We start from the raw sequence: 26,926 nt of genomic DNA, 5'->3' as shown, positions 1-26,926 counted from the left end.
GGCACGCAAGGGCCTAAAGGTGATACTGGCTCACAAGGTGAAGCCGGCGCGCAAGGGCCTAAAGGTGACACGGGCTCACAAGGTGAAGCTGGCACGCAAGGGCCTAAAGGTGACACGGGCTCACAAGGTGAAGCCGGCGCGCAAGGGCCTAAAGGTGACGATGCCGCGGCTTTAGTGAACTACTTTACTCAATCCGAACTCGATAATGTAAATAAGGATACGACGCCAGATGGTACGTTGGTTTTCAATGCAGGCATATCTGCACTTCAGTTACTAATAAGTACGAACGAGCAATCGATTGGTACCTCAAACAACGGTAACATGAGCGCTAGTAACTCTATCCGTTTCGCTCAAACGTTCACCTTAGATAGGAACGCTACGCTCTCAGCAATAGAGCTCATGGCGGGAGCTGAAAGTACAATCAACATTTCAATAGTACCAAAGGAAGATTTAGCAGCGATTGAATCGTTAGCTTCAAACGTAACTATCAATGGCGGCTGGAATGAAATCAGCTTGCCAACAAAAAATCTAACTTCTGGGACCGAGTACCTGCTACTGTTTGAAAACTGTAGTTGCACATACGACAGCAACGACAATTATAATATGGGGCAAATCATTGATAACCCAACAGATGGATCTATCAACGATCCTGGAAGCAACAATTACGATTATACATTTACTTTAGTTTTTCAAGAAACAGCCAAAGTTTGGAAAACGATCAATTAGGTCTCATTAAGACACCTAGCACCTATGTTCCTGAGGTATCTGACGTAACGAGTCAAAACTCAGGAACACGGCGTATTCTTGGGTACACTAAAATTTTGCAGACAATGGCGTCTTCTCATTTTGCTCCGTAACATTTGATACAAGCTGTACACCTCAATCCTTTAGAGGGTTAATGGCGACAAAATGGCGGCAGACACTGTAATCAAGCGTTATTTAGCGGTTTTATACGTAAAAAAGCGACAGTTTTCACTGTCGACTTTTGCTAATTAGAGCCTGATTTAGACTATTCCCAATCAAGGATAACCTTACCAGAAAGCCCGCTACGCATAGCGTCGAAGCCTTTTTGGAAGTCGTCCACTTTGTAGTGGTGAGTAATGATTGGTGTTAGATCTAGGCCAGATTGAATCAAAGAAGCCATCTTGTACCAAGTTTCGAACATCTCACGACCGTAGATACCTTTGATAACCAAGCCTTTAAAGATTACTTGGTTCCAGTCTACTGCCATGTCTGATGGTGGAATACCTAGTAGAGAGATCTTACCGCCGTGGTTCATGTTAGTCAGCATGCTGTTGAACGCAGATGGGTTACCAGACATTTCTAGGCCTACATCGAAGCCTTCAGTCATGCCAAGATCAGCCATTACGTCTTCAAGCTTCTCTTCCATTACGTTTACTGCGCGAGTTACACCCATTTGACGAGCAAGGTCTAGGCGGTATTCGTTTACGTCAGTGATTACAACGTGACGAGCACCTACGTGCTTCGCAACAGCAGCAGCCATGATACCGATTGGACCAGCACCAGTGATTAGCACGTCTTCGCCTACTAGGTCGAAAGAAAGCGCTGTGTGTACTGCGTTACCAAACGGGTCAAAGATTGATGCTAGATCGTCAGAGATTTCTGCGGGGATCTTAAATGCGTTGAACGCTGGGATCACAAGGAACTCAGAGAAGGCACCAGTGCGGTTAACACCAACACCTGTAGTGTTACGACAAAGGTGAGTACGGCCGCCACGACAGTTACGACAGTGACCACATGTGATGTGACCTTCGCCAGATACACGGTCGCCGATTTCAAAACCACGAACTTCTTGGCCAATGCCAACAACTTCACCCACGTATTCGTGACCTACTACCATAGGTACTGGGATTGTGTTTTGTGACCACTCATCCCAGTTGTAGATATGTACGTCAGTACCACAAATTGCGGTTTTCTTAATACGGATAAGAAGATCATTATGACCCATTTCAGGTTTTTCAACCTCGGTCATCCAGATGCCTTCTTCAGGCTTAAGCTTAGAAAGTGCTTTAATTTTCATAATGTTATCCAGTTCATCTCGCCTAACTGTAAGGCGAGAATCAAAAATCTATTGTTCTATTGGGTGTTGTTCTATCTAATCAAAGGATGCATAAGGCACCCCTTTAAAATTAGATGATAGCCATGTCTTTACCAACTTGGATGAACGCATCAATTGCACGGTCTAGTTGCTCACGAGAGTGTGCAGCAGACATTTGCGTACGGATACGAGCTTGACCTTTTGGTACTACAGGGAAAGAGAAACCTACAACATAGATGCCCTTCTCTAGTGCGCGCTCTGCGAATTCAGCCGCTACTTTTGCATCACCCAGCATGATTGGGATGATTGCGTGGTCAGCACCGCCCATAGTGAAACCAGCAGCTTCCATGCGAGTACGGAAGTGAGCAGAGTTTTCCCATAGTTGAGTGCGTAGGTCGCCAGATTCCGCAAGAAGATCTAGAACACGGATAGACGCAGATACGATTGCTGGTGCAACAGAGTTAGAGAATAGGTATGGACGAGAACGCTGACGTAACCAGTCGATCACTTCTTTCTTACCAGAAGTGTAACCGCCTGAAGCGCCACCCATTGCTTTACCAAGCGTACCTGTGATGATGTCGATACGGTCAACAACGTTGTGGAACTCGTGAGTACCCGCGCCGTTTTCACCCATGAAACCAACTGCGTGAGAATCATCAACCATCACTAGTGCGCCGTACTTATCAGCAAGGTCACAGATAGCAGGAAGGTTAGCCACTACGCCGTCCATAGAGAACACGCCGTCAGTTACGATTAGTGTGTGACGAGCGCCCGCTTCTTTAGCTGCGATAAGTTGTTGCTCTAGCTCTTCCATGTTGTTGTTCGAGTAACGGAAGCGCATTGCTTTACACAGACGAACACCATCAATGATGGATGCGTGGTTTAGAGCATCAGAAATGATTGCGTCTTCTTTACCTAGAATCGTTTCGAATAGGCCAGCGTTTGCATCAAAGCAAGATGTGTAAAGGATAGTGTCTTCTTTACCAAGGAACGTAGATAGCTTTTGCTCTAGTTCTTTGTGAGAGTCTTGAGTACCACAGATGAAACGAACAGAAGCCATACCAAAACCGTGTTGATCCATGCCATCTTTAGCTGCTTCGATAAGAGCTGGGTGATTTGCAAGACCTAAGTAGTTGTTTGCACAGAAGTTTAGTACTTCTTCACCAGTCGAGATAGAAACCGCTGCTTTTTGTGCAGAAGTGATAATGCGCTCAGACTTGTAAAGACCTTCTTCTTTAACTTCTTCGATTTGAGTTTGAATCTGTTGGTAAAATGCAGAAGACATTGTCTATTCCTTCCTAATTATTATTCAGCAGCATCGCGCGCCGCATTATGTAGGGAATGTAAACGATTTCAATTCGATCATTTACACTGTAAAACTTATACCCCTATTCTAGTTGAACATCCCCTTCTCGATTATCCCTTTAGTTGGAAAAACATTAATGAATCACAGGCACTAATAATAGTTCATCCCAGTGACGCAGGGCACATAAACGCGTCTTACCTGTTCTTTTTAACGTCAAATTGCCTTCCGTCCCTGTCTAATTTCGCATTCATATCAAATCTCAATTTTTCATCTCAGAACGATATAGTGATGAATGCCCGCTTCTCTCTGAATGCGCACCAGCAACGCCGCTATACAAATGAAACACGATGAGAAGAGAAACCAAGCAAATGACCCTATCTGACAACACCATACAAGAAGCTTTCAAGAATGATTGGCACACCTGCTTTTATCAGCCAAAGGTTGAGCCTAGTGTCGAGAAAGTGACTGGGGTTGAAGCGCTGTTTCGTTTAGATATTCCAGAAGAAGGGATTTTCTCTCCGGGCGTGTTTATTGATCGCGCGTTTGCATTGGGTTATGAAGAAGAAATCTTCTTTAGCGTGCTTGAACAATCTCTAACGGAGGTCAAATCGCTTTCCATTCATCTAAGCTTGGCGGTAAACATCAGCAAGAAAGTGCTAGCAAACCCTGATAATGTCGAAAAGGTTCGTGAATTACTTTGGAATGCATCTTTCAAAGCAGAAAAGCTTACCTTTGAGCTAAGTGAAAATGATCAGTTAGATGAGCAGCTTTGTGAGCAGATAAAGCGCTTTAAGTCTCTGGGCGTCAGAATCTCTATCGACGATTTTGGTATCGGTTATTCAGACATGAATAAGGTGATTAGCCTTAATGTCGATGAAGTGAAGTTCGATAAATCGATTGTGAATAGTATTGAGCCAGCAAGCTCCGATTTAGTTAAGCGTACTTTGGCATACTGCAAAGAATCTGGCATTGAAACCGTTGCGGAAGGCGTTGAAGACGCAGATACACGTCAAATGATCCACCAGCTAGGGTTTGATCGCTATCAAGGCTTCTTGTACTCAAAACCTCTGCCTTTAACCGACCTAAGATTGGTCATGTAGAGCACTTTTACAGACTAGATCTTAAAACAAACTCGACACTTTTCTTCTTCTGCTTAAGGTCGTGGTAACGGATGTACTTAAAGTAGATATCGTGTTTATTTTGGATGTTCTGAGAAAAAGGATTTTTCACCACTTTCTTGATATCTGCCTTGAAAAACGGCATGCCGAGCTTACTCATATAAGGTTCTAAATACAGGTCATACAAGAACTGGCACATAGCAGGGTCAAGGGTCGGAAAGCGAAACTCAGTATCAGACAAATTATCCGCCATGTAATCGAAGATCTTACGACGAATCACAATGCTAACCGCGCCAACACTGCAGAGCATCTTACTTAAGCCGTCATACACCACATGACCAATAATGACCCCCTCGAAAAAAAAACAAAGCACCTGCATATCTTCTTTTTTCACACCCAGATGCTGAGAGACCTCGATAAAATCTTTACCATAGGTTTTTAGATGCATTCCTTGAATCGACTTAAGCCTTTTCGCTGGAATTGCTCCCATATTATATGACTCAACACTCGTCACCTCATAGTCATAACCAATATCAATACTGAATGGGCGTTCCACGTTCTTGGTTGCCGCTTTCACCTGTACCATTTCTTCAACGGAAAAGTCGTAATCGACCTGAAAGAAACTCGCGATACCAAGACGACGAACAAAACTAGGCAACGTCTTTGCCCTTTCCCACTGGCTGACCATCACCTGATTGACACCAAAAAACGCTCTATGAGAATTGGAAAGCAACTCTGCAAATTCTTCCTGTGAAATAGAGATTGATTCACGAAGTCGTTTTAACTCTATTGAGAAATTTTCTTTATTCATCTGTTACTTACCTAGCTTTTTTATCAGTGTAGTTCACTCAATATCGTCCGTACAAGATCAGTGTTAAACACTTAAGAAAAAAGCCACTTCGTGAGGAAGTGGCTCTAAGCGAAAGCTGCTTTTTTCTAGGTTCTAGGTTGAGCAATGTTGCCCTTGGCGATCAGACAATACTTTACCGTCTTTGATCGTCACTATGCGCTTAGTTCGTTCAGCCAGCGAATTATCGTGCGTCACGATAATCAATGTTCGGCCCTCAGCATGAAGCTGATTAAACAAAGCCTCTATCTCAGCGCCAGACTTGGAATCCAGAGCCCCTGTTGGCTCATCAGCTAATATAATCTGAGGATCATTAACCAAAGCTCTAGCAATAGCGACACGCTGTTTCTGACCACCAGACAGCTGATTCGGTTTATGGTCAAGTCGATCGCCCAACCCTACTTGTTCAAGTAATGCCGCCGCACGCTTACGACGCTCTTTGGCTTTGATCCCTGAGTACACGAGAGGCAGAGCAACATTGTCCAATGCAGATGCATACTCAAGCAAATTAAAACTCTGGAATACAAAACCAATTTTTTGATTCCGAATACCAGCAAGATCATTAGCACTCAACGCAGCAACATTTTTTCCATCTAGCTGATACTCCCCTTCCGTCGGCTTATCAAGGCAACCCAGCATATTCATCAGCGTTGATTTACCGGATCCTGACGGGCCTAAAATAGACAAAAACTCTCCCTTCTCAATCGAGAGATCGACACCGTCTAATGCACGTATTTCAGTATCACCGTTTGAGTAGTGTTTACCGATATTTGAGAGTTCCACTAAGAATTTGTTAGACATGGTCTCTCCGCTGTCTTTGATTTCATCATTCACTTTGTAGTGCCTCCATCGGAGTCACTTTCGCCGCACGATTAGCCGGAAGCCAAGCCGCAGCGACACCAATAACCACCAACGTCAAAACAACAATGGTGACAACCAACCATGAAAGCTCAGGCACAGGTTTACCAAGACGCTCATAAAACATGTTGCCTTCAAGCTCTAACGAGCGAATTACAGCAATCAGTGTATAAGTGATTACTAAGCCCAATAAACCGCCCATCATCATAGTCATCAATGACTGAACCAGATAATGCATGCGAATCATCCCTGGAGTAGCACCGACCGCCATTCTCACGCCAATATCTCGTGTGGATCGTTTCACCGTTGCATACATCACGTTAGCAATACCTATGCCCGCCACTGCCAAAGTGATAAAACCAATCACACCAAGGAACCCCTGCAGACCAACTAAGAATTGTTGCATCGTTTTTTGTTTGAGGAACATATCCTCAACCTGAACGACCTGCTCATCACTGACACTAGCACCATGTTTGCGCGCAATAACCTGACGAATCGTATCTGCAAGTTTGACTCTGTCGACACCATCATGAGGTTGAACGTTGATACCACTAATGTCACCGTTAATATTAAAACGCTGCCATGTAGAGAAAGGAACAAAGCTCGAATAATTGATGCTATCTCCCTGTTCAACCTTGGCACTGTTTTTCTCTAGTACACCAATCACCGTAAACTCTTGGCTGCCAATTTTTACTGTTTTCCCCACGGGATTAATCTCTAATTTGACAGTAGCAAACCAGCTAAAGCTTTCATTAGGGTTAAACAAATCGGCCGCTAAAAGGTAACCCAACACGATGACTTTGCGTTGTTGCGTTTGGTCTAGAGGATTAAACCAACGCCCTCCTGGACGTGTCTTGAGATTCGTCACCGACTGAAATTCAGTCGTTACGGCTAACGCTTTTTTCCAAGACCCTCGCTCCCCAACAGTAAGTGATTCATCCCACACAGCTGTCGGCACAGCAGCTTTGATGTTCGGCAGAGCCTCTACAACTTTCGTATCTTCTACTGTTAGAGTCAGCGGCTTGCCCTGATGAAAAGATCCATAATCAACCGTAGCCATCCCCCCTGATAGATAAATCAAATTACCATTGCCATTTTGTGCCGTTTTAAGCACGCCTTGCCTAATGCCTTCTCCCACCGATAGCATCGCTGAAATACACAAGGTTGCCCACGCAACAGCCAGAATCGTGAGCCCAAGTCGTAGCTTTTCTGCAGACATTTCCTGAAAGATTTGTCTCATCGGTAATAGCATGATTAAACCCTCGCACTAAGTGCATCAACAGGAGTTAGACGAGACGCCCGTTTTGCAGGAAAGTAAGAGGCTAGGAACGCCAGAATCAGTGTCACCGTTAACGCCATTCCAATCGAGCTTAACGTGATAACAGGTGATCCAATCCATTCTGGTAACGCCATCGAGCCAAGCAAATAAACCGTACCAAAGGACGCCATTAATCCCACGATGGATCCTAAGGTAACTAAGATAAGCCCCTCAATAATAAACTGAGACATGATGGAACCCTGTGTTGCACCAATCGCCAGCCGAACGCCAATTTCCCGAGTTCTTTCCGTAACAGAGAGAAACATGATATTAGCCACACCCAAAGCGCCAACCGCCATAGTCATAGCGCCACTGGCCGTCAGGAATATTTGAATACCACGAAAGATACCGGTAATCACGTCTCCACCCTCACTAAAGTCAGGCAGATAGACCGCATCTTTATCAGTAGGGTCAAAGTGCATCTGTTTAGCAAAAAAATTAACAATATTACGTCTAAACGATGCGGAATCCATGGCTTCTACAGGCTTTAATAGCAGTTGCCATGGCTTATCGTTCCAGAGATCAAGATAAGTAGTTTGGGGCACAAAAACTCGTCGACTCTCACCGAAAGAGATCCCTCCTTCATTATCGACCATCACACCTATGACGTAGAATGGAATACCGTTGATCTTGATATGATCGCCAATGTCGACTCCGCCCATTTGAGCGATTCGATCACCCAATACAACCACCCGTGTGTGGTTTTCCATATCCGTCACCGAAATATTTCGTGAACCAGGCTGCAACTTATTTTGTGAGATAGGAAAATAAGAGGGAGCAACACCACTCACCATACTGCCAATATTATGCCCTTGAGTGTTCGTCACGCTGGTATCCCATTTAAGGTAAACAGCAGACGCCTCTTTAACAAAACCAGCCTGCTGGATCAGCTCTATTTTATCTTGTTCAAGGTTTATTTCGCGCCTTGAGGGCAAGCCCCGCCAAGGTTTACTCGTACTAGAGGGAAACACAACCTGAGTGTCATTGACCAAAAATGAGAAAGACTTCGTTTGATAACGATAGAAGCCTTCCCCTAACGCCATTAAAACAACAACAGACAGTACGCCCCATGAAATTGCAATAATAGCCAAGGCACTTTTCATCCGATGCGCCAACAACGTTTGCCAAGTCTGAAGAAAAAGATTAACCATGGTGTAGCGCCTGAGATATCAGCGCCATCGCTTCATCATCTAATTTACCGGTTGTCTGTAGCAGGCCTATTCTCTGACGCCAATAATCATATAAGTTGGTCTGTAAAAGGAACCTTGAATCAAATAAGCTGTTATGTGCATTGATAACATCCGAGGCTTCCAGGAAACCCGCGTCGTATAACTTTTCTTTGCTACTCAACACCTCTGCGCGAGACGCTACAACATCATGCGCCATTAACACTCGTTCCCAGTTGAGCTTTACTTGAGTAAAGTTCTGATCAATTCGCTTCTTGATGTCTATTTCAACCTTTCGTAAATCCTGCTTAGCCGTCAACAAGTTAAGCGAGGTTTGATCCACTTTGGCGCGTGTTGAACCATTTAAGTCAATAGGAACACTAAGAGTTAAACCCGCGTTAAACTCACCGTTGTCCAACCGATCACTGTCGTTATAGCCCACTTGCCCTTTAACTGTCGGGTAATAACCTCCTTGGGCGGACTTTTTGTCTAGCTCGCGTGCTTCAACGTCTTTTATGGCAACCAGTAATTCAGGGCTATTATTTCTCGCTAGCTTGAGCCATTGCTGCTGAGAAGCCACCAGCATAGGAGGCTCAACCAAGTTCTCAGTACGAATTTGATCGACCGAATCAGGAGCTTGGTTTATCAGCGCTTCCAGCTCTGACTTTTTACTTTCTAACTCTGCCTTTGCTCGCAGAATATTGGCTTTGTCAGACAACTGATTAGCACGCATCTCTTCCACATCAATCGATTTCACTTTGCCTGCTAGATAGCGTTTTTCGAAGATTTTTAGCAGCTTGCTGCCTTCCTCTAACTTACTGTTGGTGAGCTGTAAGTTACCTTGAGCACTGCCTATATCGAGATAAACCAGAAGTAACTTAGCCGCCAAATCATTATGTGCTTGAGCCAATTCCAGCTGGGATTTCAGATAATCTGATTGTGCTTTATCTAATTCAGACCAAAGGCTACTGTCCCAAATAACCTGAGACAGCTCTGCACCATACCGATTTGAACTACTGCGGTCTTCGCTCCAGTCTGCTGAAGCGCTCGCGCTTAAAGCGGGTAATAAAGAGCTGCGACTTAAATCCACCGAACTCTCACCGAGTTGAACACCAATTCGGGCTTTCTCGTAATCAGGATCCGTCTGTTTGGCTCGCTGCCATGCTTGTTCAATAGAAATGGCATATGAAGGGCAACTAAGCACAGTTGCTAATAGCAAACTGCCTACACTCAACAGGGGCAATTTACGAGGTGATAGAGGTTTGTCTGATCGCTGTGAACAACTAAACAGCGCTGGCTTAACCATGAGCTGCCCCCATCATACTGTTATCGATGACGGCTTCGTCTAACTCCACACCTTCGATGACTTCAACATTGATGCCATCGGATAGGCCCAGTTTTACCGCTTGTTTGTGGAAGCCTTGTTCTGAGCTGTCTGGGATTAATACGTTAGGGCTATCGCCTTCAAATTGCAGTGCGCGCTCTGGTAAAGTGAGTACATTTTCTGATTTAACTAGAATTATCTGAGCAGATGATGAGAACCCTGAACGTAACCGGACGTCTTGAGGTATTTTGAGCTCGCCAACTTCGACTTCAAAACCGTTATCAAAACTTTTGCCCGAACTACTATCAGCTGTCGAGTTAAGACTTTCAGACTGAATCGCAATCTTAGTCAGCACTCCTTCTATTTCGATACTTGGATAAGGTGCAACGGTCAGTGTTACTGGCATCCCCGGAGTAAGTTGTGCGGCATCATGCTCACTAACACTGCCCTTAAAAATCAGGCTGTTCATATCGGCCAATGACATCATTTCTGTTGCCGCTTGGCTCGATTCAGTAGAAATAATCGGTTCTCCTACCTCGACTTTTCGATTCAACACCGTACCGTCTATCGGAGCGTAAATGGTTGAGGTTAGGCGAGAGTTACCAATTGTCGACTCCCCGCTTTGAATCAATTCGAGGTTCTGACGTTTTTGCATAACGTCAGCCTGTGCTGATTTCACATTGGAACGTGCAGTCACATATTCGTCGTAGTTCTTAGGAATGATTTCTTGTTCGACCAAACTCTGCAGGTTAGCGAGTTGTTGTTTTGCTGACTCAATGTTCGCCTCACTTCGCATCAGTTCGGTCGAGGCATCAGTCAACGCTTTCGGGGTAGGGTTAGGACGAACCTTAATAAGCGGCTGACCTTGCGTTACGTACTCACCAACACCGGCATAGATTTCACCAACGATCCCGTCGATTTGAGATTTAATAGACACAGAATGCGCGGGAACGATATACCCTACCGCAACCGCCTGCTTTTCGATCGTCCCTGTGGAGACCGTTAGGGTTGGAAAGGCTTCAGGAGGCGTTGAAGTTTGAAAATAGAAATACGCACCTCCACCTAGCAGCGTGGCACATGCCACAGACACTAACCCACGTTTAGTCATAATTTATCCAGCTCATTATTTTATATTTGTGAGCCCTATGACTACCGTGGATATGCGAAGTTCATAAATAGTATAAAATTTTATAATGCATAGCGTTAAAGCAAAATTAAACGACAGACTTTCTACGCCTCCTTTTAGCCTTATCATGACCATTTAAGTAGAAAGTTGTCTCCGTTTAACGCACTTTAAATCTCGTAGGCCCAGCAGTCTTGTTGTATGTCGAGCAGCTCCGACTTACCGCTCTCTAGCTGATAGAGGTGGAATTGGCTTAAAGGGGGCGAATACACATGTAACGTAATGAGCGGTTCATCTCCAGCCTGTAGATTCGATATCTGATGGATATCATTATCTTTACTGACGGTCACACTGCCCTCTTGGAAATGAGTCGACTGAGAAGCAAAAATGTGACCATTAGCCGCCGTTTCAAACAAGGTTTCCGTTGCTTGCCCATGTAGAACCTTTACGCCACAAGACGTATTCAAATGATCGTGTATTTTACTTCTTTGCCCATTTAGCCAACTCAAAATTAAAACTTCGCAGTGGTCATTCTTGAAAAGTCTTTGTCGGCAGTATGTTTCTTTATCAAAACTCGCCAACGACTTGATCTCTTCTTTACTCAGCTCGATGTTATCCAATATGAACCGAATAGAAGCCAGAGACATGGGTTTATTCGCCAGTTGTATTTGGTCCATAAACTCTTGGAAATTAAGCTCATAATCGTTATTAATTAACGCGGCTAACGCGGGAGATTGCGTTGGGGTGATATCAGTACGTTGCAAAATACTTACCTCTGACTATGTTTTGCTCTTCCGAACTCGAAGTTAAAAGCTCTCTTCGAACGATGAAATATGGCTGATTCGATTCAGCACAAGTTGGGAGGATACTAACACTGTTTAAATTAAATTTAACAAGCAATCACAAGTATTTACATTCATATAACAAAAAGCATCTAGCAACCAATTTGAAGGAACGGAATCGCCATATTGACTTGAGATCTGAATAACTGAGTAATATGAAATAGGAACAACAAAAGAACGGCTTCCATCACGACTACTATTGCGCGTATCAATTGATGAAATTGATTCACAAATTAGAAGATATCACTCACAATCAAGGTTATGGCCACCGTTGAAATCAGTCTAACTGGATACTTATGATTAACCCAAAACTCATCGCCCTACTTCCCGATCTCGCCTCGTTTATCTTAGTTGTGAATGAAGGTAGCTTTACCGCCGCAGCAAAGCAGCTAGGCGTGACACCTTCAGCGTTGAGTAAATTGATCACACGTCTAGAAAAAGCACTCTCAGTAAAGCTGTTTGAACGAACCACTCGTACATTGATCATCACGCAAGCAGGCCAGTTGGTATACGACCAAAGCGTGGTCATGATTAATGCGGCGCAACAAGCGGTTGAACTGTCTACCTCAGACCATACTGAGCCTGCAGGCTCGATAACGGTAGCGGCGCCTGAAGCCTTCTTGAACTCGGTATTGCAGCCTTTCGTTGTTCCATTCTTGAATCAGTACCCTGAGATCCAACTTAAGTTAAGAGCCGCCGATGGCGACATCGATATTTTACGTCAAGGCATCGACATTGCGTTTCGCCTTACCGATAAGCCAGACGAGAGTTTGGTATTGAAAGAACTCGGCAAAACGAACCTCGTGTTATGTGCGAGCCCCGACTATCTAGATGCCAAAGGAATTCCTCACCACCCTACCGAGCTTTCTGAGCACGACTGCTTATACCTTGCAGAAACAGATAAAGACCACATTTGGGACTTTCTTAAAGATGATGAGTTTTACACAGTCCCCGTCAGCGGACGTTACGCGGTGAACCACTCGCAAATGCGACTAAAAGGTGTGAAAGAAGGTCTAGGCGTAGGTATTTTCCATGACTTTGTAATTCAAGATGCGCTGGCTGAAGGCTCTGTTGTACAAGTGTTGGAAGATTGGACCATCAAGAGTAATTACCATGGTGCAATCGCGATGCAGTTTGCTCAAACCAAGTACATGCCTGCCCGATTGCGTGTATTCATTGATTATGCGATGGAACACTTGGGTGACAAGCTGGCAGGAGAAATAAACTGATGCTGAAAGGAATACACCACGCCGCCATTATTTGCTCAGACTACGAAGTCTCTAAACGCTTTTATACGCAAGTTTTAAAGCTTGAAGTGATTGCTGAGAATTATCGTGAAGCGCGCCAGTCGTACAAGCTTGACTTGGCTCTGCCTAATGGCGCTCAAATAGAATTATTCAGCTTCCCTGACGCACCTGAAAGACCAAGCTTTCCGGAAGCTCAAGGGCTGAGACATTTGGCTTTTTGTGTTGATGACGTTCAACATGTCAAAAGCTATTTGGAAGGACAAGGCATTGAAGTCGAACCAATTCGAGTTGATGAGTTTACGGGGAAATCATTTACGTTTTTCGCAGACCCAGACGGCCTGCCGCTAGAACTTTATCAGATCTAAAGCTGTATCAGATCTAAAGCTTTATCAAATCTAGAGCGGTATCAAGTCTAAAGTCTTCCTCACAAAAGAATCGCCCATCTGATTAATAAAACGGACTTTCTCAAGTCAAGAAAGTCCGTTTACGTGTCAATTAACTCAACGCGGCTTTGAATCTCTCAACGCGTGAAAACAGTAACCAATCCAATAGCATTGCAGTCACAATCGTTGCACCCGCGAGTGGAAACAGTACCGAAATAACAACCACAGTCACTAAACCTGCTTTCCATAAGCCTGCATCGCCAAACTTCGGTGGCGTTCCCAGCTTTCTTTGGCCTGAAGGCCTGCGCATCCACCACATTACTCCACCAGTCACTGACACCACAATGAATGCCAAACAGAACAACGCATTTAGAAGCTTGTTGATGATGCTGATGTCACCTTGGTGTAGAGAAATACCGACGGCTAAAGTTTTGGCGAATAAATTGTAATCTTGCCACGTCACCTCTCCTAGAATGCGCCCTGAATATTGGTCAAGGTGAGTCGTACGATCTTGGGTTGGATCGATGATGTCACCGCCCATGGTATTGGCAGCCACAGTGTAAACGCCCGTTTCTGAGCGCGGGAAATTGACTTTATATTGTGTAAAACCAAGAGATTGAGCTTTTGCTATCACATCATCAATCGAGAAATTACTGGCAGATAACACATGCTGAGAATGATCCTCACCCATCTTAGAATGATCATGAGCTTCAGACGCTTCTTCTACTTGGTGGACGTGTTCTGCTGGCTTATCTTGAGACAAAGGCAGTGGAGTTTGCTCTAGGTTCCAAGGCATTTCCTCTTCAGACCCGTGATTTAAAGAAGCATGCGTTTCGTTAGACAGAGGAATGTCGTCCCACATTTGAGCAGGAAAAGTACTCCATGCTTGCACTAGCTTACCTCCCCAAAAATCTGTCCATGATAATCCTGATAGAATAAATAACAGAAGAATGAATGACAGTGTTCCACCGATGTTCGCATGCAGATCACGCATTAAAACACGCGTTCCTGAACCAAATCGAAGCTTAAGAAAACCAGCGCGGCTCGCGTTATCTCTCGGTAACCATAAGTAAATACCACTGATGAGCAACAGAATAGACAAGCTTATTGCGACTTCAATTAGGTAATCACCCCAATCACCAATCAGCAAAGTGCCGTGAATGTCATTCGCCAGCTGGTACAGGCTATCGCTACGCGGGATTTCTCCTACCACTTCGCCAGTGTATTGATTCACCGTGGCGAAAACGGAAGTGCCATCTTCAAGTGATACAGAAAATCGGTTCGCAAGATCAGGGACTTTGCTCGGTACAAACTGTGTCACCGTACCTTGTGGGTATTGATTCTGCACTGCAGTTAACTGTTGTGAAACCTTAATAGGGTCGCCCGATGCAACAATCTCTATGGCTTCGTGGTGGAAAGCCAATTCGATTTCATCATCAAACAGCATCACCAAGCCTGTAATGCTCAGCATTAGCATAAACGGGATAACGAATAGCCCGGCATAGAAGTGCCAGCGCCAAGTGAGGAAGTAGAGAGTTTTATTGCGGTCTTTGCTTTTTAGTTTGGTTTCCGAACCGGTTGTTGCACTGCTTTTAGACTGCGAAGTCGCTTGTGCTTTCGCAGGGGTTTGAGATTCATTTCTCAACATTATTATTTCCTTTGACACACGCAAACATACCTTCTGAAAAATCAGAAAGTAATCTGAGCATGGTTAACTTTACTTAATACTTTATTTTTTAATTATTTTAGTGGGGTAGGTTTAAGCAATATCAAAGGGAGGGCCGCGCGGGGCTTGCCTCATATAGCGTTCGCTTAGAGCCAAAAAAGCGTAGCTGTCGGAGACAATAGAACTCAGTCGAGTTGTCAGTAGTGTAGTTGGAAGTTCGTCTTGGTGAAACGTGGAAAAATGGCTAAAGGGACACGGCTTTCCTTTGTGAGTATTGGGTTCGCCTTCTTCAATTTGAACCAGTTCAAAGCCGTTGACCGTACATAACGACGCCCATACTCCCGCACTATTACCATGAGCATTGATAACAGGCATTAATGTCACTAGCACCCAGCTTAATGCTGTAGCGAGTAACATGGAGAAATTGAACGAAGTTCGGCGCATTATTCCTAATCTTTATAAATTTTCCTTATTATGAGGCACTTGTTATATAGGTAAACGTAAAAATTAACATCAGGTTAGAAAATTGAAGCTAACGCACACTCTTTTTAGTTAAAAACTGGTTACAACGAAAGAGCCAAGAAAATGTGGTGAAACTCTACATAACAGACTGTTTATAAAAAAGACAATGAAAAACGCCGCCTTACACCTTCTTGATAAGAATAATGTAAGGCGGCGTTTTAGAAATCAAATCTTAAGGCTTTGCTCTTTGATACGCTAACAAGCAAACTCAATTGATTAGCAGATTAACCGAAGATCTTGCTCCAAATGCTTGGATTACGCTTCTCGTGATACTCTTCACGAAGGCCATCGATAGTACGAAGCTCTTGCTGTGCAGATTCAAATTCACCTTGGTCTAGCTTCTTCTCAATGCTATCAATCGATGCACTGATCTTTTTGAAACCTTCCATGAAGTGTTCTTCTTTCTCAATTGGGTAAACACCCGTTTTGAGCTCTGCAACTAGCGTGTCGATACGTACGATAGGCTTTTGCATCTCTTCAATATTTTGAGCTTCTGCTGCTTGTTTGAACGCAAGCTTCATTTCTTGCATGTTTTTCTTAAGGTCAACATTAGCAAAAGCGTTGCCAGACAATAGCGAAGCAGCGATTAAGCCAGATAAAAGGATTGAGCGAGTTTTCATTGTTTCTCCAGGTGAAGCGATGTCTTTGAAGATAGCGCCATCGTTGTTGTGGCACTTCGACTTTATTATTTTCGGCTAGTGTATACAAAAATCCGTCGGGCACAAAAATTGATTGTGTCGAAATGCAAACTAGCTAACTAACCAATGACTAAAAAGTATAAAGTAACGGACATTCCATCACTCAAATACCGAAAATTCAGCAATAGATTGGCGGCCACGCAATGCTAAAAATGCCAAAAACTGCTGTGGCGAATGAGTGACCACTTTATTCGAATCCACACCTACTTTGTCTAACAATGCAGCGACTAAGTCCAAGCCACCGACATCTACGCAGAAATGCGCATCGCTACCTGTCGTAATAAACGCACCTTTCGCTTTCGCTATTCTTGCAATCTCATAACAGCGGTCAACACTGCCAACTCGGCTATTGCCTTTGAGTGTGGTGTTGTTGATTTCAATCGTTACGTTATGTTCCGCCGCACATTGAATCACAGCTTCAAAATCGAAATCAAAATTAGGGTTTCCTAAGTGACCAAGCGCATCAATTCGACCACCTTTAATCACATTCAACAATGCTTCTGTATGGGTAGCGACATCCGATGGACGAAATACTGGCTCATGAAAACTCGCGATCACCCAATCTAGGTTCTTATCAACGCTCGGATGAATATCGATTTCACCCTGTGTGTTCATGATGTTTGACTCGACACCTCGAATAATTGCGACATCTTCAATAAAACGAGGAAGTACACGCTGGTTACTGAAGAACCAATAGTGTGGCGCGCCCGGCATAGACTCTGAATGGTCAGTAGTACAAAACATAGCTAAACCGTTTTGCTTTGCCGACTTAGCGTTTTCGATCAGCGTGCTGTAAGCATGGCCACTTGCGTATGTGTGGGTGTGGGTATCTACTTTGAGTTCCATGAATCAATGCTCTCTTCGCTTAGTCAAAAAACGTTTTCCAGAAAGTAACTCTGAGCCTCTTTCTGGAAAGGAGTGCCTGCACCTTTTTCTGAAAAGGAGTGCTTCTGAAAAGGAATGCTTAATGGCAACAATTCGACCAGTTTATCAGCTGAAAGTGACAATTAGCACCTAAACATAAGGGTTTATTGTGAGTTCATTTACACAGCACGATAATACGTGGCTAACCAGGCGACACTAACGCTTTTCTTATCTAAGTAAAATCGAACATACTCGGTAATTACGCCAATTTTTTGCAACCTACCCAAGTTCGTCAATACTTAAACCAGTCTACAAACTGGAGTGTTAGATGAGAAGAAGACGATATCCGCTGAGTATCCACATCACTAGCCTTTTCTTAATTTTGACCACTCTTGTCGGTACCGTACTGATTTCGATAAGTTATCGGCACTCTCAAGAACTGCTTTTAGGCACCGTGCGCGAAGTCAGTAATGAACATCGCGATAAGCTGGAATCGGTATTTAAACAAGCTATTGCCCCAGTCATCACAACCTTAAACGTGATGGCAGTGAGCCCGTTTGTTGCTCATCAAACCTCCTCCGTCGAAAAAGAATCTTGGCTTGCTTCAGTCGATATCATCTTCAAACAAAATACCAATTTAGTCGCTCTGTTCTATGGCTCTGAAGATGGCAATTTCCGAATCTTTCGCCCTCTGAGTTCCATTAAACAGAGAGCCGACAACAACGCTCCCGCCAAAGCGACCATGATGGTCAGTAGCACCAATCTAGATGGTGAAAACTTTATTACCTTTCTCGATGGCGCACACCAAGTGATCAGTACCCGACAAGCCGAGAGTAAGTTCAACCCCACGACTCGACCTTGGTTTCGTAACGCAAAGCCTGACGGCTCAATACAACTCTCTGAGCCCTACCTGTTCTATTTCCTGCAAACCAATGGCATCACGCTTTCTAGACGTTCTTTGGATGGCAAGCATGTCGTTGGTGCCGACTTCACGTTGAAATCTCTCTCTTCCCAGATCAGTGAATTGGCCTACTCTCCACAAACCCGACTCGCTCTGTTCGATCAACATTTCAATCTTCTCGGCCAACATCAACTTGATCTATCGATTCCCAAGCTTACCTCCCAGCCTAACGACACAAGTAAAACTGAGAAAACGAATAACCAAACGACGGGGAAACTCTCTGGCAGTGAGCAAGACCAAAGCTTCTTCAATGTGCCCAAACGTGAACAGATGGAAGCATTGAAAGCATCCGTCATAGCACCACTTATCTCCGACGAGGAGAAATTAAACCTCAACCTAAAAAACGTTGAGTACAACCTAAACACTTGGGCATTAACACTAACGCCTGTTGAGCTCACTCAGAATGTCACTTTATATTTGGCAGAGGCTACGCCACACAATGAGTTGCTCTCTGATCTTATCTCGATGCGTGACAAGCAAGTCGCCGTCGCGATTGGGATGTTGTTCATCTGCTTCGCTATCGTATGGTTTGTTGCTAATAGACTGTCTCAGCCACTCAATACACTGATGCAACTCACCGACAACATCGCACGATTTGACTTCAGGCGAACTCATTATCCCAAAAGCATGATTCAAGAAGTGGCTAACCTCGCCCACTCAATTGAGCTGATGGAACACACGCTTCATGATCTTATTACGCTACTTCGAGACACGGCAGGTAATCAGGAATTTTCGATATTAGCCAAAAATATTGCTCATCAAAGCTATTTAATTACCAAAGCAGAAACCATCGTCCTCTTCACTCAATCAAAAGAGAAAGATGTGTTTGATACGGCCGCGAACCTCGCCATTCTTCCCTTTAAGGCCGACATCAATGACTTCATCAAGCACACCCCTTGGTTGCTGTGCCAGCTTAAATCCGGAGAAACCATCCACTTAAACCGAGAAGACAATGTTCTCAACTATTACCAAGATTCGATCTTCAATTCAGATCTGTACCTGTTTCCACTATTAAACCGTGAGAAGTTGTTGGTGGGTATCGTCGCAATTGGCTATGAAAGACCGATTACCAAGATGCAGGCAGACAAGCACGCCTTCTTACGAGAACTGCTCAGTTTTGCGGAAATAGCCAAAGACAACATCGACCAAATGCAGCAACAGAAAGACATGCTTAATGCCTTTATCGAGTTGATTGCATCAGCGATTGATACAAAATCACCTTACACGGGCGGGCACTGCCAACGCGTGCCTGAACTGACCAAATGGCTGACTCAAGCAACCATTGATGATGACCGTTATTACCCGCAATTCTCATTGGATAGTAAACAATGGGAAGAGTTAATGCTCGCCGCTTGGCTTCATGACTGCGGCAAGGTAACCACACCCGAGTATGTCGTAGACAAAGCGACAAAACTGGAAACCATTTACGACCGAATCCACGAAGTGCGAATGCGTTTCGAACTGTTAAAACAACAGGCTGAAACCGACTACTGGAAAGCTATAGCGAACGGAGCGCTTCAAGAGGATCAGCTTAAGATCCTCGAACAAAGCTTGTCAGAATTGGATGAAGAATTTGCCTTTGTTGCTGAATGTAACCTTGGTGGAGAGTCGATGACGGACGAACAACTAGAACGCTTAGACCGAATAGCCAAGCGCCAATGGAAACGAACACTCGACGATCAGCTAGGGTTATCTTGGTCTGAAAAAGAGAGATTCAATGAACAACAACACACGACAGAGAAGAGTGAAGCTGAGCCAGCAAGAAAAGACCAAATACTACCGGTGATGGAACCGCTACTTGCTGATAAACCCGAACATAAAATACCGTGGGATAATGGCTTTAGCCCTGCTGATGTATGGCAAGAAGCGTTTGTGCTTAAGCCAGGAGAGGTCAAATACAACCAAGGTGAACTGCACAACTTGAAAGTTCGTCGTGGCACGTTAAACGATGAAGAACGTTTCATGATCAACGATCATATTATTCAAACCTTCACCATGCTTAACAAGCTGCCTTATCCGTCTTACCTCCAGAATATTCCGGATATCGCCAGCGGACACCACGAGCGTATCGACGGTAAGGGCTACCCAAGAGGCTTAAGCGAAGACCAATTACCTCTACCGTCCAGAGCGATGGCCATTGCTGATGTCTTTGAAGCGCTCACCTCTAGTGATCGCCCGTATAAGAAAGGCAAACTCCTAAGCGAATCACTCAACATCATGACCGACATGGCCACCAGCGGTCATATCGATCCCAAGCTGTATTTGCTGTTCTTAGAAAACAAAATCTACGACAAATACGCTGAGCGATTCCTAGAGACTAAACAGCGTTGCGAGATTGAACCAAACGAACACATCGACCGAGTCAAAGAGTACATACGCTCATTATTTTAAGTTTGAGCTAACCATTTAGTCTTTAGGCTATAAGGTCAATGATTAGCTTTTAGCCGCAGAGTCCAACACCGCAACGTCCACTACAGTCGCTACAGCCACTGTGACTCGCGGTGTTTGCTTGTTTTTTGCCTTGCTGTGTCTTTTAGCTAGTAGAGTGTTGGTAATGCTTGCCACAACAATCAAGTTAATGCCAATCATCTGCTGAGTAGAAAACACATCATCAAAGAACAAACCCTGCCATAAGGCGCTAAACAGCATGTTAGTAAAAATCAGTGGTGCCAACTGGGAACCGCTATCTGCAAGCTTATAAGCCTTGGAGCGGAAAATTTGAGTATTGATGGTAAACAGTGCGAGTCCAAATGCACCAAGTCCAATCCAACGCAAGTCATCAAACGACAGCAAAGTCGTTAAAGCTCCATACACACTATCCCCCTTAAGTACATCTGGTACAGCAGAAACAGAAGTCAACACGAGCATAGGTATCACAATGATTGCCGCGACCAAGAACGTCCACGCGTTAAGCTCTGCGGGTGTCAGGCTAGTCTTGGATGCTCGATACAAACTCACTTGTGAACCCGAATTAAACACACCCGCCAATAACCCTAGCAACAACGCTGGCCTAAAGAACTCTGAACCAAATTCAAACTGCGACCAATCCCCTGCCATCATCACTACGCCGAAAAATGTAATGGCTAAACATGCGATAGTCGTTGTATGAATCTTGGTTCCGAATATTAATTTTTCTAACAATGGAATAAACAGCGGACCCGTACTGAATAACACCACACCTTCAACCAGCGTTAAGGTTTGTAGTGAAGTAAGGAAACACCACTGACACGCCACCATAAAGATCGCTCGCATCACTAAAGGTTTCCACATATCGAGTGAAGGTTTCGTTATTTTGTAAAACATCAAGAATAAGAATAAGAACAGACTGGGTAACAAAAAACGCACAAAACTGAGTAACGAGATTGGCATCACTTCAGACAGATACTTGGCCATCAAGCCACTCAAAGACAAACTGAACGTCGACAACAACATGAAAGTCGTCGCCTTGGTAATATCAGACATAATTATCACCTCCTATGACACCTATTTTAGAAGCGTGACGTGATGAAAAATAGCGAGTAATATTAACCATAACTGTAAGGAAAACTTACCAATGAAAAAACTCGTTCCGCTTAAATCCGTTTATGCGTTCATCGCTGTAGCTGAAACAGGCAGCATGACCGACGCCGCTCGCGTGTTGTACGTCAGTCATTCTGCGGTAAGCCAAGCTATCAAATCATTGGAGCAACTGGTCAATAAGCCGCTGTTCCAACGTGTCGGCCGTCGTGTTGTTCTAAATTCCGCAGGTAAGCGATATTATCGTAAAGTCGCGCCAGCACTGGAACAGGTGATAGAAGCGACAGAAGAGCTTGCCAGAACGCCTAACGATCACCGCATTACTCTCAACATGGTCAATTCACTCGCCATGCACTGGTGGATCCCTCGAGTGCCCGACTTCCAAGCCTTTGCTCCCTCTCTTGATATCCGTATTTCGACATTAACAGGCCCTTTCGATATCGAACAAGAAGGTGTCGATATTGCCCTCGTACATGGCAAGCCAAACGAGTGGGAACAATATTACAGCGAAAAGCTCGGCGACGATGACCTGGTCTTGGTGTGCAGCCCTGCTCTATTGAAAAACCAGACCGGATTAAACGTCCAGCAACTTGTGAAACAAAACCCAACCATTGGTACGTTTAACCCAAGACGACAGCATGACTGGCAGGTGTGGTGTGATCATTATCAAATACCAATGCCGACGTTCCACAGTAACTTGACGTTCGATGTCTCGATTCAAGCCGTGCAAGCTGCAATTCGTTCGCTTGGTGTTTTAGTCACTCACCGCTTGTTTGTGAAAGATGACATCAGCCATGGGATGCTTGTGGAGTTGGGCGAACCCGTCGCTAACCCACACCAAGATTTCTATTTTGTTTGCCCAAAAAACAAATTAAAACAAGAAAGTGTGCTAAAACTGAGAACATGGTTGAGGCATGAATTCACACGCTCAGAGACAACTCTGAGCGATGTTATTCAAGAGTAAGACCAAACTATCAATCCATACAGCGAGTAACAGCTCATCAAGCTTACAAGAGGCCATTATGATTATTACCACCACTCAATCTGTTGAAGGCAAACGTATTGTCGATTACAAAGGAGTTATTGCCGGAGAAGCCATTCTAGGGGTGAACGTTTTCAAAGATATGTTTTCAGGAATTCGTGACTTTGTGGGTGGACGTTCTGGCACCTACGAGAAAGAATTAGAAAAAGCACGCAACTACGCATTCAAAGAGTTGGAGCAAAAAGCGATTGAAGCGGGTGCCAACGCGGTGGTAGGTGTCGATATAGATTATGAAGTATTAGGAACAGGTAATGGCATGTTGATGGTATCTGCAAGCGGCACAGCGGTTGTCGTCGCTTAATCTATTAGGCTACTGAGCGTTCAGGCAGCCTAATGAAAACTCGTTCCAACCCTTTGATAATTAGCCGCCAGAGGGTTAGAACGGTTATAAGCTGACACTTAGCTTGATGTTACTCGTGCAACCTTTTGCCCTGAGAGCATGTCATCAAACGAGGCAACTCTCGCCAAGAATGCACCTTTATTTTCGGGTAAGATAGAACTCGCTAAAGGTAAGTTCGCTTTCATCGAATCCACCGCTCTTCCACGCACCAGTACTTCAAAATGCAAATGCGGCCCGGTTACGCGACCAGTCGTGCCTGACAACGCAATTTTCTGCCCACGCTTAACCTGTTGCCCCTTCTTAACCAAGAATCGGCTCAAGTGCAGATAGCGAGTTTTGTAAACACTGTTATGTTCAATCACTATGTATTTCCCCGCATACGGGTGGTTACGAATAGCAATAACTCGACCATCACCGGTTGAATAAACTGGCGACCCTACGGGTGTTGCGAAGTCAGTACCATTATGCGGAGATATACGTCCGGTCACTGGGTGCTTACGGTATGGGTTAAATGGCGAAGTAATTCTTCGGAATTGTTTGTCTATTGGGTAGCGATTGAACGCTTGCTCAAGGCTATTACCCTCTCTGTCGTAGAAGCGTCCATCCGGAGCAAGAAACGCGGCCACTTCCTTACCTCGTAACGTAATCGATATGCCTTGGATCTCTGTTTTTCCTGTTAGATGGTCGCCTGTGTATTGCTCATTGACCAACACATTAAACTCATCGCCCGCTCTTAACTGCTTTGAGAAGTTAATCTTGTCTCTCAACGTTCGAGTAATATTGGCTATCTGGGCGGTTGTTAATCCCGCTTTGTATGCTGAAGTTGAAAAACTGCCATGAACGGTGCCCTTGTAGAGCTTTTCTTTCCATTCGCCAGGCATTTCATGGAATTGGTAATTAAAGCTTCTATCATCATTTTTAGTGAAGACAGCTTGCTCTACGAGACTTTCATGGAAAATCAGCTCTACGAGTTGTTTAGAGTCACTATCCAAAAGCAACTCTAGGTGATCGCCGGGCTTTATTGTATCGAGCTTCAAAGACTCAAGATCCGCTTCCATCACTTTTTGAACTGTCTCATAAGGCAGTTTCCATGACGAAAAGATGTTGCTGAGCGTATCTCCAACCTTCACAAAGTAATGAACTTTTACCAACGTTCTTGAGCTTGCCTCTGAATCTGTATATGAGTTTGATGCCCCCTCTTGATGAGTTAATAAATCTTTATAAGGGGTGACTTGAATTGAGATTTCTTCTGGTACTTCGGATTGAAAATGGAGCAAAACGGAAAGCGAGAATGCACTGATAGCGATAACGATCAGGCCAATAGGGAGGAACTTCATAAAATACTTAGCGGTTATAACAAGGAACTTGGCAAGTGTTATAACATAACAATTAATTGAAAAGAATAAACGAAATGTAAGAAACCGTTCCACAAAAGTTGCCAAAATATGGTGGGCATGTGAAGCCCACCACCTTATGTGACATTACTCTTCACAAAGCGCTTCAAAACGATCTAAGCCGCGCAGCATCTCAAAGTCTGGCTCTTCAGCTAGCAACTCTCTCATTGAACCACTCGCTTCAATAGAACGCTCTAAGTCATCGATAGCCTGACCTTCTGCTCCTAACCTTGCATACGAACAAGCACGTTGATACAAGGCGTGGGCATTTTGGTCATCCACTTCTAACACGCGGTTACATAGGCTCATTGCCCAGTGGTATTCCTGCATATCCATCGCAGCATCCGCTTTATAGGTCAACGCTTCTAAATCACCCGGACGAACCTTCAATATCTCATCGTAAATTTCAATCTTCTGCTCGGCGGTTTGAGCGTTTTGCGCTCTGAGCCATAAATTGTGAATCTCATTGATGATTTCTATTTCTCGGTTGTTCTCTGAGATAATTCTGGTCTTACGCTTAAGATCCCTTTCAAGAACATTGAATTTCTTCTCGTAGTCTTGAGCAATCGAATTAAGTCGCTGGTCAGCCATTTCCTTGGTGGTGTGTTTGAGATCTTTCAGTGATTGCCAACCAACCAATGCAATAAGAGAAGCAACACCCGCAATAATGTAGAAGAAATACGTGACCGTGACATTGGCATAGTTCAATGACTTATCGGCGACTGTAAGCTCACGATCGGTCATCTGAATGGTCAAGCGCCTTTCCAGATCTTGCTGTTCCATTCGCAACTGCTTCAGCTCATCTAAGATATAGCGTTCCATCAATGGTCGGTCTACATACTCTTTCTCTGAGTATTTAACTTCCTCGCTTGCAAAGCTCATGGTCGTGACCAGTGAGAACACTGCAATCAATAGGATTCGAAGCATTTATACGTTCCTTATATATTTTATCTTTGTTAACTGTATCTCTTAATCGCAAGACAAGCTAGAAAGTCGGCAATTCTGCCTTCTCCTTATTGGAATTAACACTCTAAAACATCATTGATAATTATAAAACACCTGAAGCAACATCATTAATTTCTAAATTATAAAAATACCGCGTAATACTGTTCTATATAATTAATTCGCGATGCGAATATACCAAGAGTTGATTTATTGCATCGAGATGAATCTTATATTAATAACGATCAGAGCGAGGTTAATTTGAACAATCCACGATACGATTTAATGAGCCGGGTGCTGCACTGGGTCATGGCATCTGTCATCATCTATGCAACAGTCGCAGGGTATGCGATGCACTATGTCACCAGTCATCCAGAACTGTTTTCTTTTCTGTCAGTGCTCAACATGTCATTGGCGACCATTGCGACGCCATTATTCGTGGTTCGTTATGTCTGGAGTCACTTCCGCTCATCGCCAACCATGCCACTGTCTGTACCTCAAGGGCAAAAATGCGTTGCTAAACTTGCTCACTCCCTGATGTATCTAGTGATGTTTATGGTTTTCAGCACCGGTTATTTGATGCTAAAAGAACCTTATTCGTTATTCTGGTTGGTGAGCGTGAATAACCCAATTACCGACCCTGCAATCAACGGCTTCTTTTTCTATTTACATCGTGCCAGTTGTATTGCCCTAGCTTGTTTAGTTGTTCTTCATGTTTGTGCTGCACTTAAACACCACTTTGTCTCTAGGAACTATGTATTGAAGATGATGCTTTAAATTTTGGAGGGATATTTAAAGTAATATCAGTGATGTTCTCAGTATTCGTGGTAATCATCTGCTTTAAAAAATACAGCATGGTTTACACAAACAAAAAAGCCATAGCATGTACGCTATGGCTTTCTTATTTCAATTTGATTACTTGGTTTGAGTATCAAGCATCACTTGCCAGTATTCACACTTGGCCAAGAACTCTTTTAAATAAAGCTCTGGGTTCGCTAGCTTCTCACCGCCTTTAACATCAGCCCCAGTCACACGCCAAAAGCCACGAGTTACCAAGTTTCGGTGATAAATAAAATCGCTGATTTCATTTGTCTTTAAAGGAAGTTGCTCACCAAACGTCTGTTCGTATTGGCTCAGCGTAGAGGCTTGCTCACTTGGCTTTTCCCTTAAAAAGGTATCCAACTCCAAGCCTAGTGGCTGCTGTTGTTCCTTTGGCAGTGCTTTAGCTAATTTAGAGATAACACTGAACAGAGCCAACTCAACTTTTTGAGACGCTAATAACGATGCACCTAAAAGCGCATGTTCATTGGAAATGTGTTGCTCTGTTGATGAAACGGTTGCTGTTGTCACTGTGTTAACCTCAAATAATCATAACGGGTGTTACTGAACT

25 protein-coding genes are annotated in these 26,926 nt (G+C 44.1%); 8 read left to right on the top strand and 17 right to left on the bottom strand.

All coding sequences use genetic code 11. The annotated features are described in order from the left end of the window. Positions 1 to 726: collagen-like triple helix repeat-containing protein (locus AACT19_RS03460; RefSeq protein WP_165689835.1), on the top strand; the 726-nt coding region annotated here is incomplete at its 5' end. A 283-nt stretch (positions 727 to 1,009) separates the two neighbouring features. On the opposite strand, the gene tdh is transcribed toward AACT19_RS03460, so the two are convergent. Then, positions 1,010 to 2,041 carry an L-threonine 3-dehydrogenase gene (gene tdh, locus AACT19_RS03455; RefSeq protein WP_076645250.1) on the bottom strand — a complete coding sequence of 344 codons (1,032 nt, stop codon included), beginning with the start codon at positions 2,039 to 2,041 and terminating at the stop codon, positions 1,010 to 1,012. Between the two features lie 109 nt (positions 2,042 to 2,150). Continuing rightward, the gene (locus tag AACT19_RS03450) at positions 2,151 to 3,344 is read right to left on the bottom strand and encodes a glycine C-acetyltransferase (protein WP_017059545.1); all 1,194 of its coding nucleotides are present in this window, start codon (positions 3,342 to 3,344) and stop codon (positions 2,151 to 2,153) included. Between the two features lie 368 nt (positions 3,345 to 3,712). Between AACT19_RS03450 and AACT19_RS03445 the strand changes: the two genes are divergently transcribed. Beyond that, entirely contained in the window at positions 3,713 to 4,465 is a 753-nt protein-coding gene (locus AACT19_RS03445) for an EAL domain-containing protein (protein ID WP_083717866.1), read from the top strand. A gap of 7 nt (positions 4,466 to 4,472) precedes the next feature. Here AACT19_RS03445 and AACT19_RS03440 read toward each other — a convergent pair whose 3' ends face one another. From AACT19_RS03440 to AACT19_RS03410, 7 genes are all read right to left on the bottom strand, one after another. Further along, positions 4,473 to 5,294 (bottom strand): helix-turn-helix transcriptional regulator, encoded by an 822-nt coding sequence (locus AACT19_RS03440; RefSeq protein WP_076645248.1) that lies wholly within the window; start codon positions 5,292 to 5,294, stop codon positions 4,473 to 4,475. A gap of 132 nt (positions 5,295 to 5,426) precedes the next feature. Next, the gene (locus tag AACT19_RS03435) at positions 5,427 to 6,131 is read right to left on the bottom strand and encodes an ABC transporter ATP-binding protein (protein ID WP_026012387.1); all 705 of its coding nucleotides are present in this window, start codon (positions 6,129 to 6,131) and stop codon (positions 5,427 to 5,429) included. A 25-nt stretch (positions 6,132 to 6,156) separates the two neighbouring features. Further along, complete coding sequence (locus AACT19_RS03430; protein ID WP_076645246.1) at positions 6,157 to 7,440, bottom strand: ABC transporter permease; 1,284 nt, start codon at positions 7,438 to 7,440, stop codon at positions 6,157 to 6,159. A 2-nt stretch (positions 7,441 to 7,442) separates the two neighbouring features. Continuing rightward, on the bottom strand, positions 7,443 to 8,657 hold the full coding sequence (locus AACT19_RS03425; RefSeq protein WP_076645243.1) for an ABC transporter permease: 1,215 nt from the start codon (positions 8,655 to 8,657) through the stop codon (positions 7,443 to 7,445). Continuing rightward, entirely contained in the window at positions 8,650 to 9,978 is a 1,329-nt protein-coding gene (locus tag AACT19_RS03420; protein WP_076645241.1) for a TolC family protein, read from the bottom strand. The genes AACT19_RS03425 and AACT19_RS03420 overlap by 8 nt, the downstream gene beginning before the upstream one ends. Then, the gene (locus tag AACT19_RS03415; protein WP_017111828.1) at positions 9,971 to 11,104 is read right to left on the bottom strand and encodes an efflux RND transporter periplasmic adaptor subunit; all 1,134 of its coding nucleotides are present in this window, start codon (positions 11,102 to 11,104) and stop codon (positions 9,971 to 9,973) included. The genes AACT19_RS03420 and AACT19_RS03415 overlap by 8 nt, the downstream gene beginning before the upstream one ends. Before the next feature lie 185 nt (positions 11,105 to 11,289). Continuing rightward, a complete protein-coding gene (locus AACT19_RS03410; protein WP_076645239.1) occupies positions 11,290 to 11,883 on the bottom strand; it encodes a cysteine dioxygenase in 594 nt (197 codons plus the stop codon). 374 nt (positions 11,884 to 12,257) lie between these two features. Here AACT19_RS03410 and AACT19_RS03405 point away from each other — a divergent pair, with 374 nt between their 5' ends. Together AACT19_RS03405 and gloA2 are read left to right on the top strand one after the other, a co-directional pair. Continuing rightward, positions 12,258 to 13,190 (top strand): LysR family transcriptional regulator, encoded by a 933-nt coding sequence (locus tag AACT19_RS03405; protein ID WP_004730200.1) that lies wholly within the window; start codon positions 12,258 to 12,260, stop codon positions 13,188 to 13,190. Further along, positions 13,190 to 13,573 carry an SMU1112c/YaeR family gloxylase I-like metalloprotein gene (gloA2, locus tag AACT19_RS03400; RefSeq protein WP_076645237.1) on the top strand — a complete coding sequence of 128 codons (384 nt, stop codon included), beginning with the start codon at positions 13,190 to 13,192 and terminating at the stop codon, positions 13,571 to 13,573. Before AACT19_RS03405 ends, gloA2 begins: the two co-directional genes overlap by 1 nt. 130 nt (positions 13,574 to 13,703) lie before the next feature. Here gloA2 and AACT19_RS03395 read toward each other — a convergent pair whose 3' ends face one another. The 4 genes from AACT19_RS03395 to AACT19_RS03380 all read right to left on the bottom strand — a co-directional run bounded on the left by AACT19_RS03395 (position 13,704) and on the right by AACT19_RS03380 (position 17,323). After that, positions 13,704 to 15,239: a PepSY-associated TM helix domain-containing protein gene (locus AACT19_RS03395; protein WP_076645235.1), complete on the bottom strand. Its 1,536-nt coding sequence runs from the start codon at positions 15,237 to 15,239 to the stop codon at positions 13,704 to 13,706. 111 nt (positions 15,240 to 15,350) lie between these two features. Continuing rightward, positions 15,351 to 15,701, bottom strand: coding sequence for a hypothetical protein (locus tag AACT19_RS03390; RefSeq protein WP_061023346.1), 351 nt, complete (start codon positions 15,699 to 15,701; stop codon positions 15,351 to 15,353). A gap of 302 nt (positions 15,702 to 16,003) precedes the next feature. Continuing rightward, a complete protein-coding gene (locus AACT19_RS03385; protein ID WP_004730193.1) occupies positions 16,004 to 16,399 on the bottom strand; it encodes a cytochrome b562 in 396 nt (131 codons plus the stop codon). Between the two features lie 177 nt (positions 16,400 to 16,576). Next, positions 16,577 to 17,323 (bottom strand): phosphatase, encoded by a 747-nt coding sequence (locus AACT19_RS03380; protein WP_076645233.1) that lies wholly within the window; start codon positions 17,321 to 17,323, stop codon positions 16,577 to 16,579. 346 nt (positions 17,324 to 17,669) lie between these two features. Between AACT19_RS03380 and AACT19_RS03375 the strand changes: the two genes are divergently transcribed. Continuing rightward, positions 17,670 to 20,693: an HD domain-containing phosphohydrolase gene (locus AACT19_RS03375; RefSeq protein WP_076645231.1), complete on the top strand. Its 3,024-nt coding sequence runs from the start codon at positions 17,670 to 17,672 to the stop codon at positions 20,691 to 20,693. 42 nt (positions 20,694 to 20,735) lie between these two features. On the opposite strand, the gene AACT19_RS03370 is transcribed toward AACT19_RS03375, so the two are convergent. Then, positions 20,736 to 21,764 carry a DMT family transporter gene (locus tag AACT19_RS03370; RefSeq protein ID WP_076645229.1) on the bottom strand — a complete coding sequence of 343 codons (1,029 nt, stop codon included), beginning with the start codon at positions 21,762 to 21,764 and terminating at the stop codon, positions 20,736 to 20,738. 91 nt (positions 21,765 to 21,855) lie between these two features. Between AACT19_RS03370 and AACT19_RS03365 the strand changes: the two genes are divergently transcribed. Next, positions 21,856 to 22,782, top strand: coding sequence for a LysR substrate-binding domain-containing protein (locus AACT19_RS03365; RefSeq protein WP_076645227.1), 927 nt, complete (start codon positions 21,856 to 21,858; stop codon positions 22,780 to 22,782). A gap of 58 nt (positions 22,783 to 22,840) precedes the next feature. Next, positions 22,841 to 23,161 (top strand): heavy metal-binding domain-containing protein, encoded by a 321-nt coding sequence (locus tag AACT19_RS03360; protein ID WP_004730185.1) that lies wholly within the window; start codon positions 22,841 to 22,843, stop codon positions 23,159 to 23,161. Positions 23,162 to 23,259: 98 nt separating this feature from the next. On the opposite strand, the gene AACT19_RS03355 is transcribed toward AACT19_RS03360, so the two are convergent. Both AACT19_RS03355 and AACT19_RS03350 read right to left on the bottom strand, forming a co-directional pair. Next, entirely contained in the window at positions 23,260 to 24,537 is a 1,278-nt protein-coding gene (locus AACT19_RS03355; protein WP_076645225.1) for a peptidoglycan DD-metalloendopeptidase family protein, read from the bottom strand. A gap of 144 nt (positions 24,538 to 24,681) precedes the next feature. After that, positions 24,682 to 25,521 (bottom strand): tetratricopeptide repeat protein, encoded by an 840-nt coding sequence (locus tag AACT19_RS03350; RefSeq protein WP_004730180.1) that lies wholly within the window; start codon positions 25,519 to 25,521, stop codon positions 24,682 to 24,684. A gap of 300 nt (positions 25,522 to 25,821) precedes the next feature. Here AACT19_RS03350 and AACT19_RS03345 point away from each other — a divergent pair, with 300 nt between their 5' ends. Further along, positions 25,822 to 26,313 carry a cytochrome b gene (locus tag AACT19_RS03345; RefSeq protein ID WP_076645252.1) on the top strand — a complete coding sequence of 164 codons (492 nt, stop codon included), beginning with the start codon at positions 25,822 to 25,824 and terminating at the stop codon, positions 26,311 to 26,313. A gap of 138 nt (positions 26,314 to 26,451) precedes the next feature. Here AACT19_RS03345 and AACT19_RS03340 read toward each other — a convergent pair whose 3' ends face one another. Then, a complete protein-coding gene (locus AACT19_RS03340; protein WP_076645223.1) occupies positions 26,452 to 26,886 on the bottom strand; it encodes a hypothetical protein in 435 nt (144 codons plus the stop codon). Positions 26,887 to 26,926: the final 40 nt, after the last annotated feature.

Origin of the sequence: Vibrio sp. 10N.222.47.A9 (assembly GCF_963872585.1) — a bacterium.
In the GTDB taxonomy this organism is placed as follows: domain Bacteria; phylum Pseudomonadota; class Gammaproteobacteria; order Enterobacterales; family Vibrionaceae; genus Vibrio; species Vibrio splendidus.
Note: the sequence above shows the minus strand (reverse complement) of the source record. Positions and strands in the feature narration are given on the sequence as shown.

What these genes read in the sequence shown, in the direction of transcription:
- AACT19_RS03395 (WP_076645235.1), bottom strand. Translation starts at nt 15,239, where the DNA reads ATGTTGAGAAATGAATCTCAAACCCCTGCGAAAGCACAAGCGACTTCG.
- AACT19_RS03415 (WP_017111828.1), bottom strand. Translation starts at nt 11,104, where the DNA reads ATGACTAAACGTGGGTTAGTGTCTGTGGCATGTGCCACGCTGCTAGGT.
- AACT19_RS03405 (WP_004730200.1), top strand. Translation starts at nt 12,258, where the DNA reads ATGATTAACCCAAAACTCATCGCCCTACTTCCCGATCTCGCCTCGTTT.
- AACT19_RS03365 (WP_076645227.1), top strand. Translation starts at nt 21,856, where the DNA reads ATGAAAAAACTCGTTCCGCTTAAATCCGTTTATGCGTTCATCGCTGTA.
- AACT19_RS03390 (WP_061023346.1), bottom strand. Translation starts at nt 15,701, where the DNA reads ATGCGCCGAACTTCGTTCAATTTCTCCATGTTACTCGCTACAGCATTA.
- AACT19_RS03380 (WP_076645233.1), bottom strand. Translation starts at nt 17,323, where the DNA reads ATGGAACTCAAAGTAGATACCCACACCCACACATACGCAAGTGGCCAT.
- AACT19_RS03430 (WP_076645246.1), bottom strand. Translation starts at nt 7,440, where the DNA reads ATGCTATTACCGATGAGACAAATCTTTCAGGAAATGTCTGCAGAAAAG.
- AACT19_RS03450 (WP_017059545.1), bottom strand. Translation starts at nt 3,344, where the DNA reads ATGTCTTCTGCATTTTACCAACAGATTCAAACTCAAATCGAAGAAGTT.
- AACT19_RS03345 (WP_076645252.1), top strand. Translation starts at nt 25,822, where the DNA reads ATGAGCCGGGTGCTGCACTGGGTCATGGCATCTGTCATCATCTATGCA.
- AACT19_RS03420 (WP_076645241.1), bottom strand. Translation starts at nt 9,978, where the DNA reads ATGGTTAAGCCAGCGCTGTTTAGTTGTTCACAGCGATCAGACAAACCT.
- AACT19_RS03435 (WP_026012387.1), bottom strand. Translation starts at nt 6,131, where the DNA reads ATGTCTAACAAATTCTTAGTGGAACTCTCAAATATCGGTAAACACTAC.
- AACT19_RS03445 (WP_083717866.1), top strand. Translation starts at nt 3,713, where the DNA reads ATGAGAAGAGAAACCAAGCAAATGACCCTATCTGACAACACCATACAA.
- AACT19_RS03375 (WP_076645231.1), top strand. Translation starts at nt 17,670, where the DNA reads ATGAGAAGAAGACGATATCCGCTGAGTATCCACATCACTAGCCTTTTC.
- AACT19_RS03385 (WP_004730193.1), bottom strand. Translation starts at nt 16,399, where the DNA reads ATGAAAACTCGCTCAATCCTTTTATCTGGCTTAATCGCTGCTTCGCTA.
- AACT19_RS03355 (WP_076645225.1), bottom strand. Translation starts at nt 24,537, where the DNA reads ATGAAGTTCCTCCCTATTGGCCTGATCGTTATCGCTATCAGTGCATTC.
- AACT19_RS03370 (WP_076645229.1), bottom strand. Translation starts at nt 21,764, where the DNA reads ATGTCTGATATTACCAAGGCGACGACTTTCATGTTGTTGTCGACGTTC.
- AACT19_RS03350 (WP_004730180.1), bottom strand. Translation starts at nt 25,521, where the DNA reads ATGCTTCGAATCCTATTGATTGCAGTGTTCTCACTGGTCACGACCATG.
- AACT19_RS03360 (WP_004730185.1), top strand. Translation starts at nt 22,841, where the DNA reads ATGATTATTACCACCACTCAATCTGTTGAAGGCAAACGTATTGTCGAT.
- AACT19_RS03440 (WP_076645248.1), bottom strand. Translation starts at nt 5,294, where the DNA reads ATGAATAAAGAAAATTTCTCAATAGAGTTAAAACGACTTCGTGAATCA.
- tdh (WP_076645250.1), bottom strand. Translation starts at nt 2,041, where the DNA reads ATGAAAATTAAAGCACTTTCTAAGCTTAAGCCTGAAGAAGGCATCTGG.
- gloA2 (WP_076645237.1), top strand. Translation starts at nt 13,190, where the DNA reads ATGCTGAAAGGAATACACCACGCCGCCATTATTTGCTCAGACTACGAA.
- AACT19_RS03425 (WP_076645243.1), bottom strand. Translation starts at nt 8,657, where the DNA reads ATGGTTAATCTTTTTCTTCAGACTTGGCAAACGTTGTTGGCGCATCGG.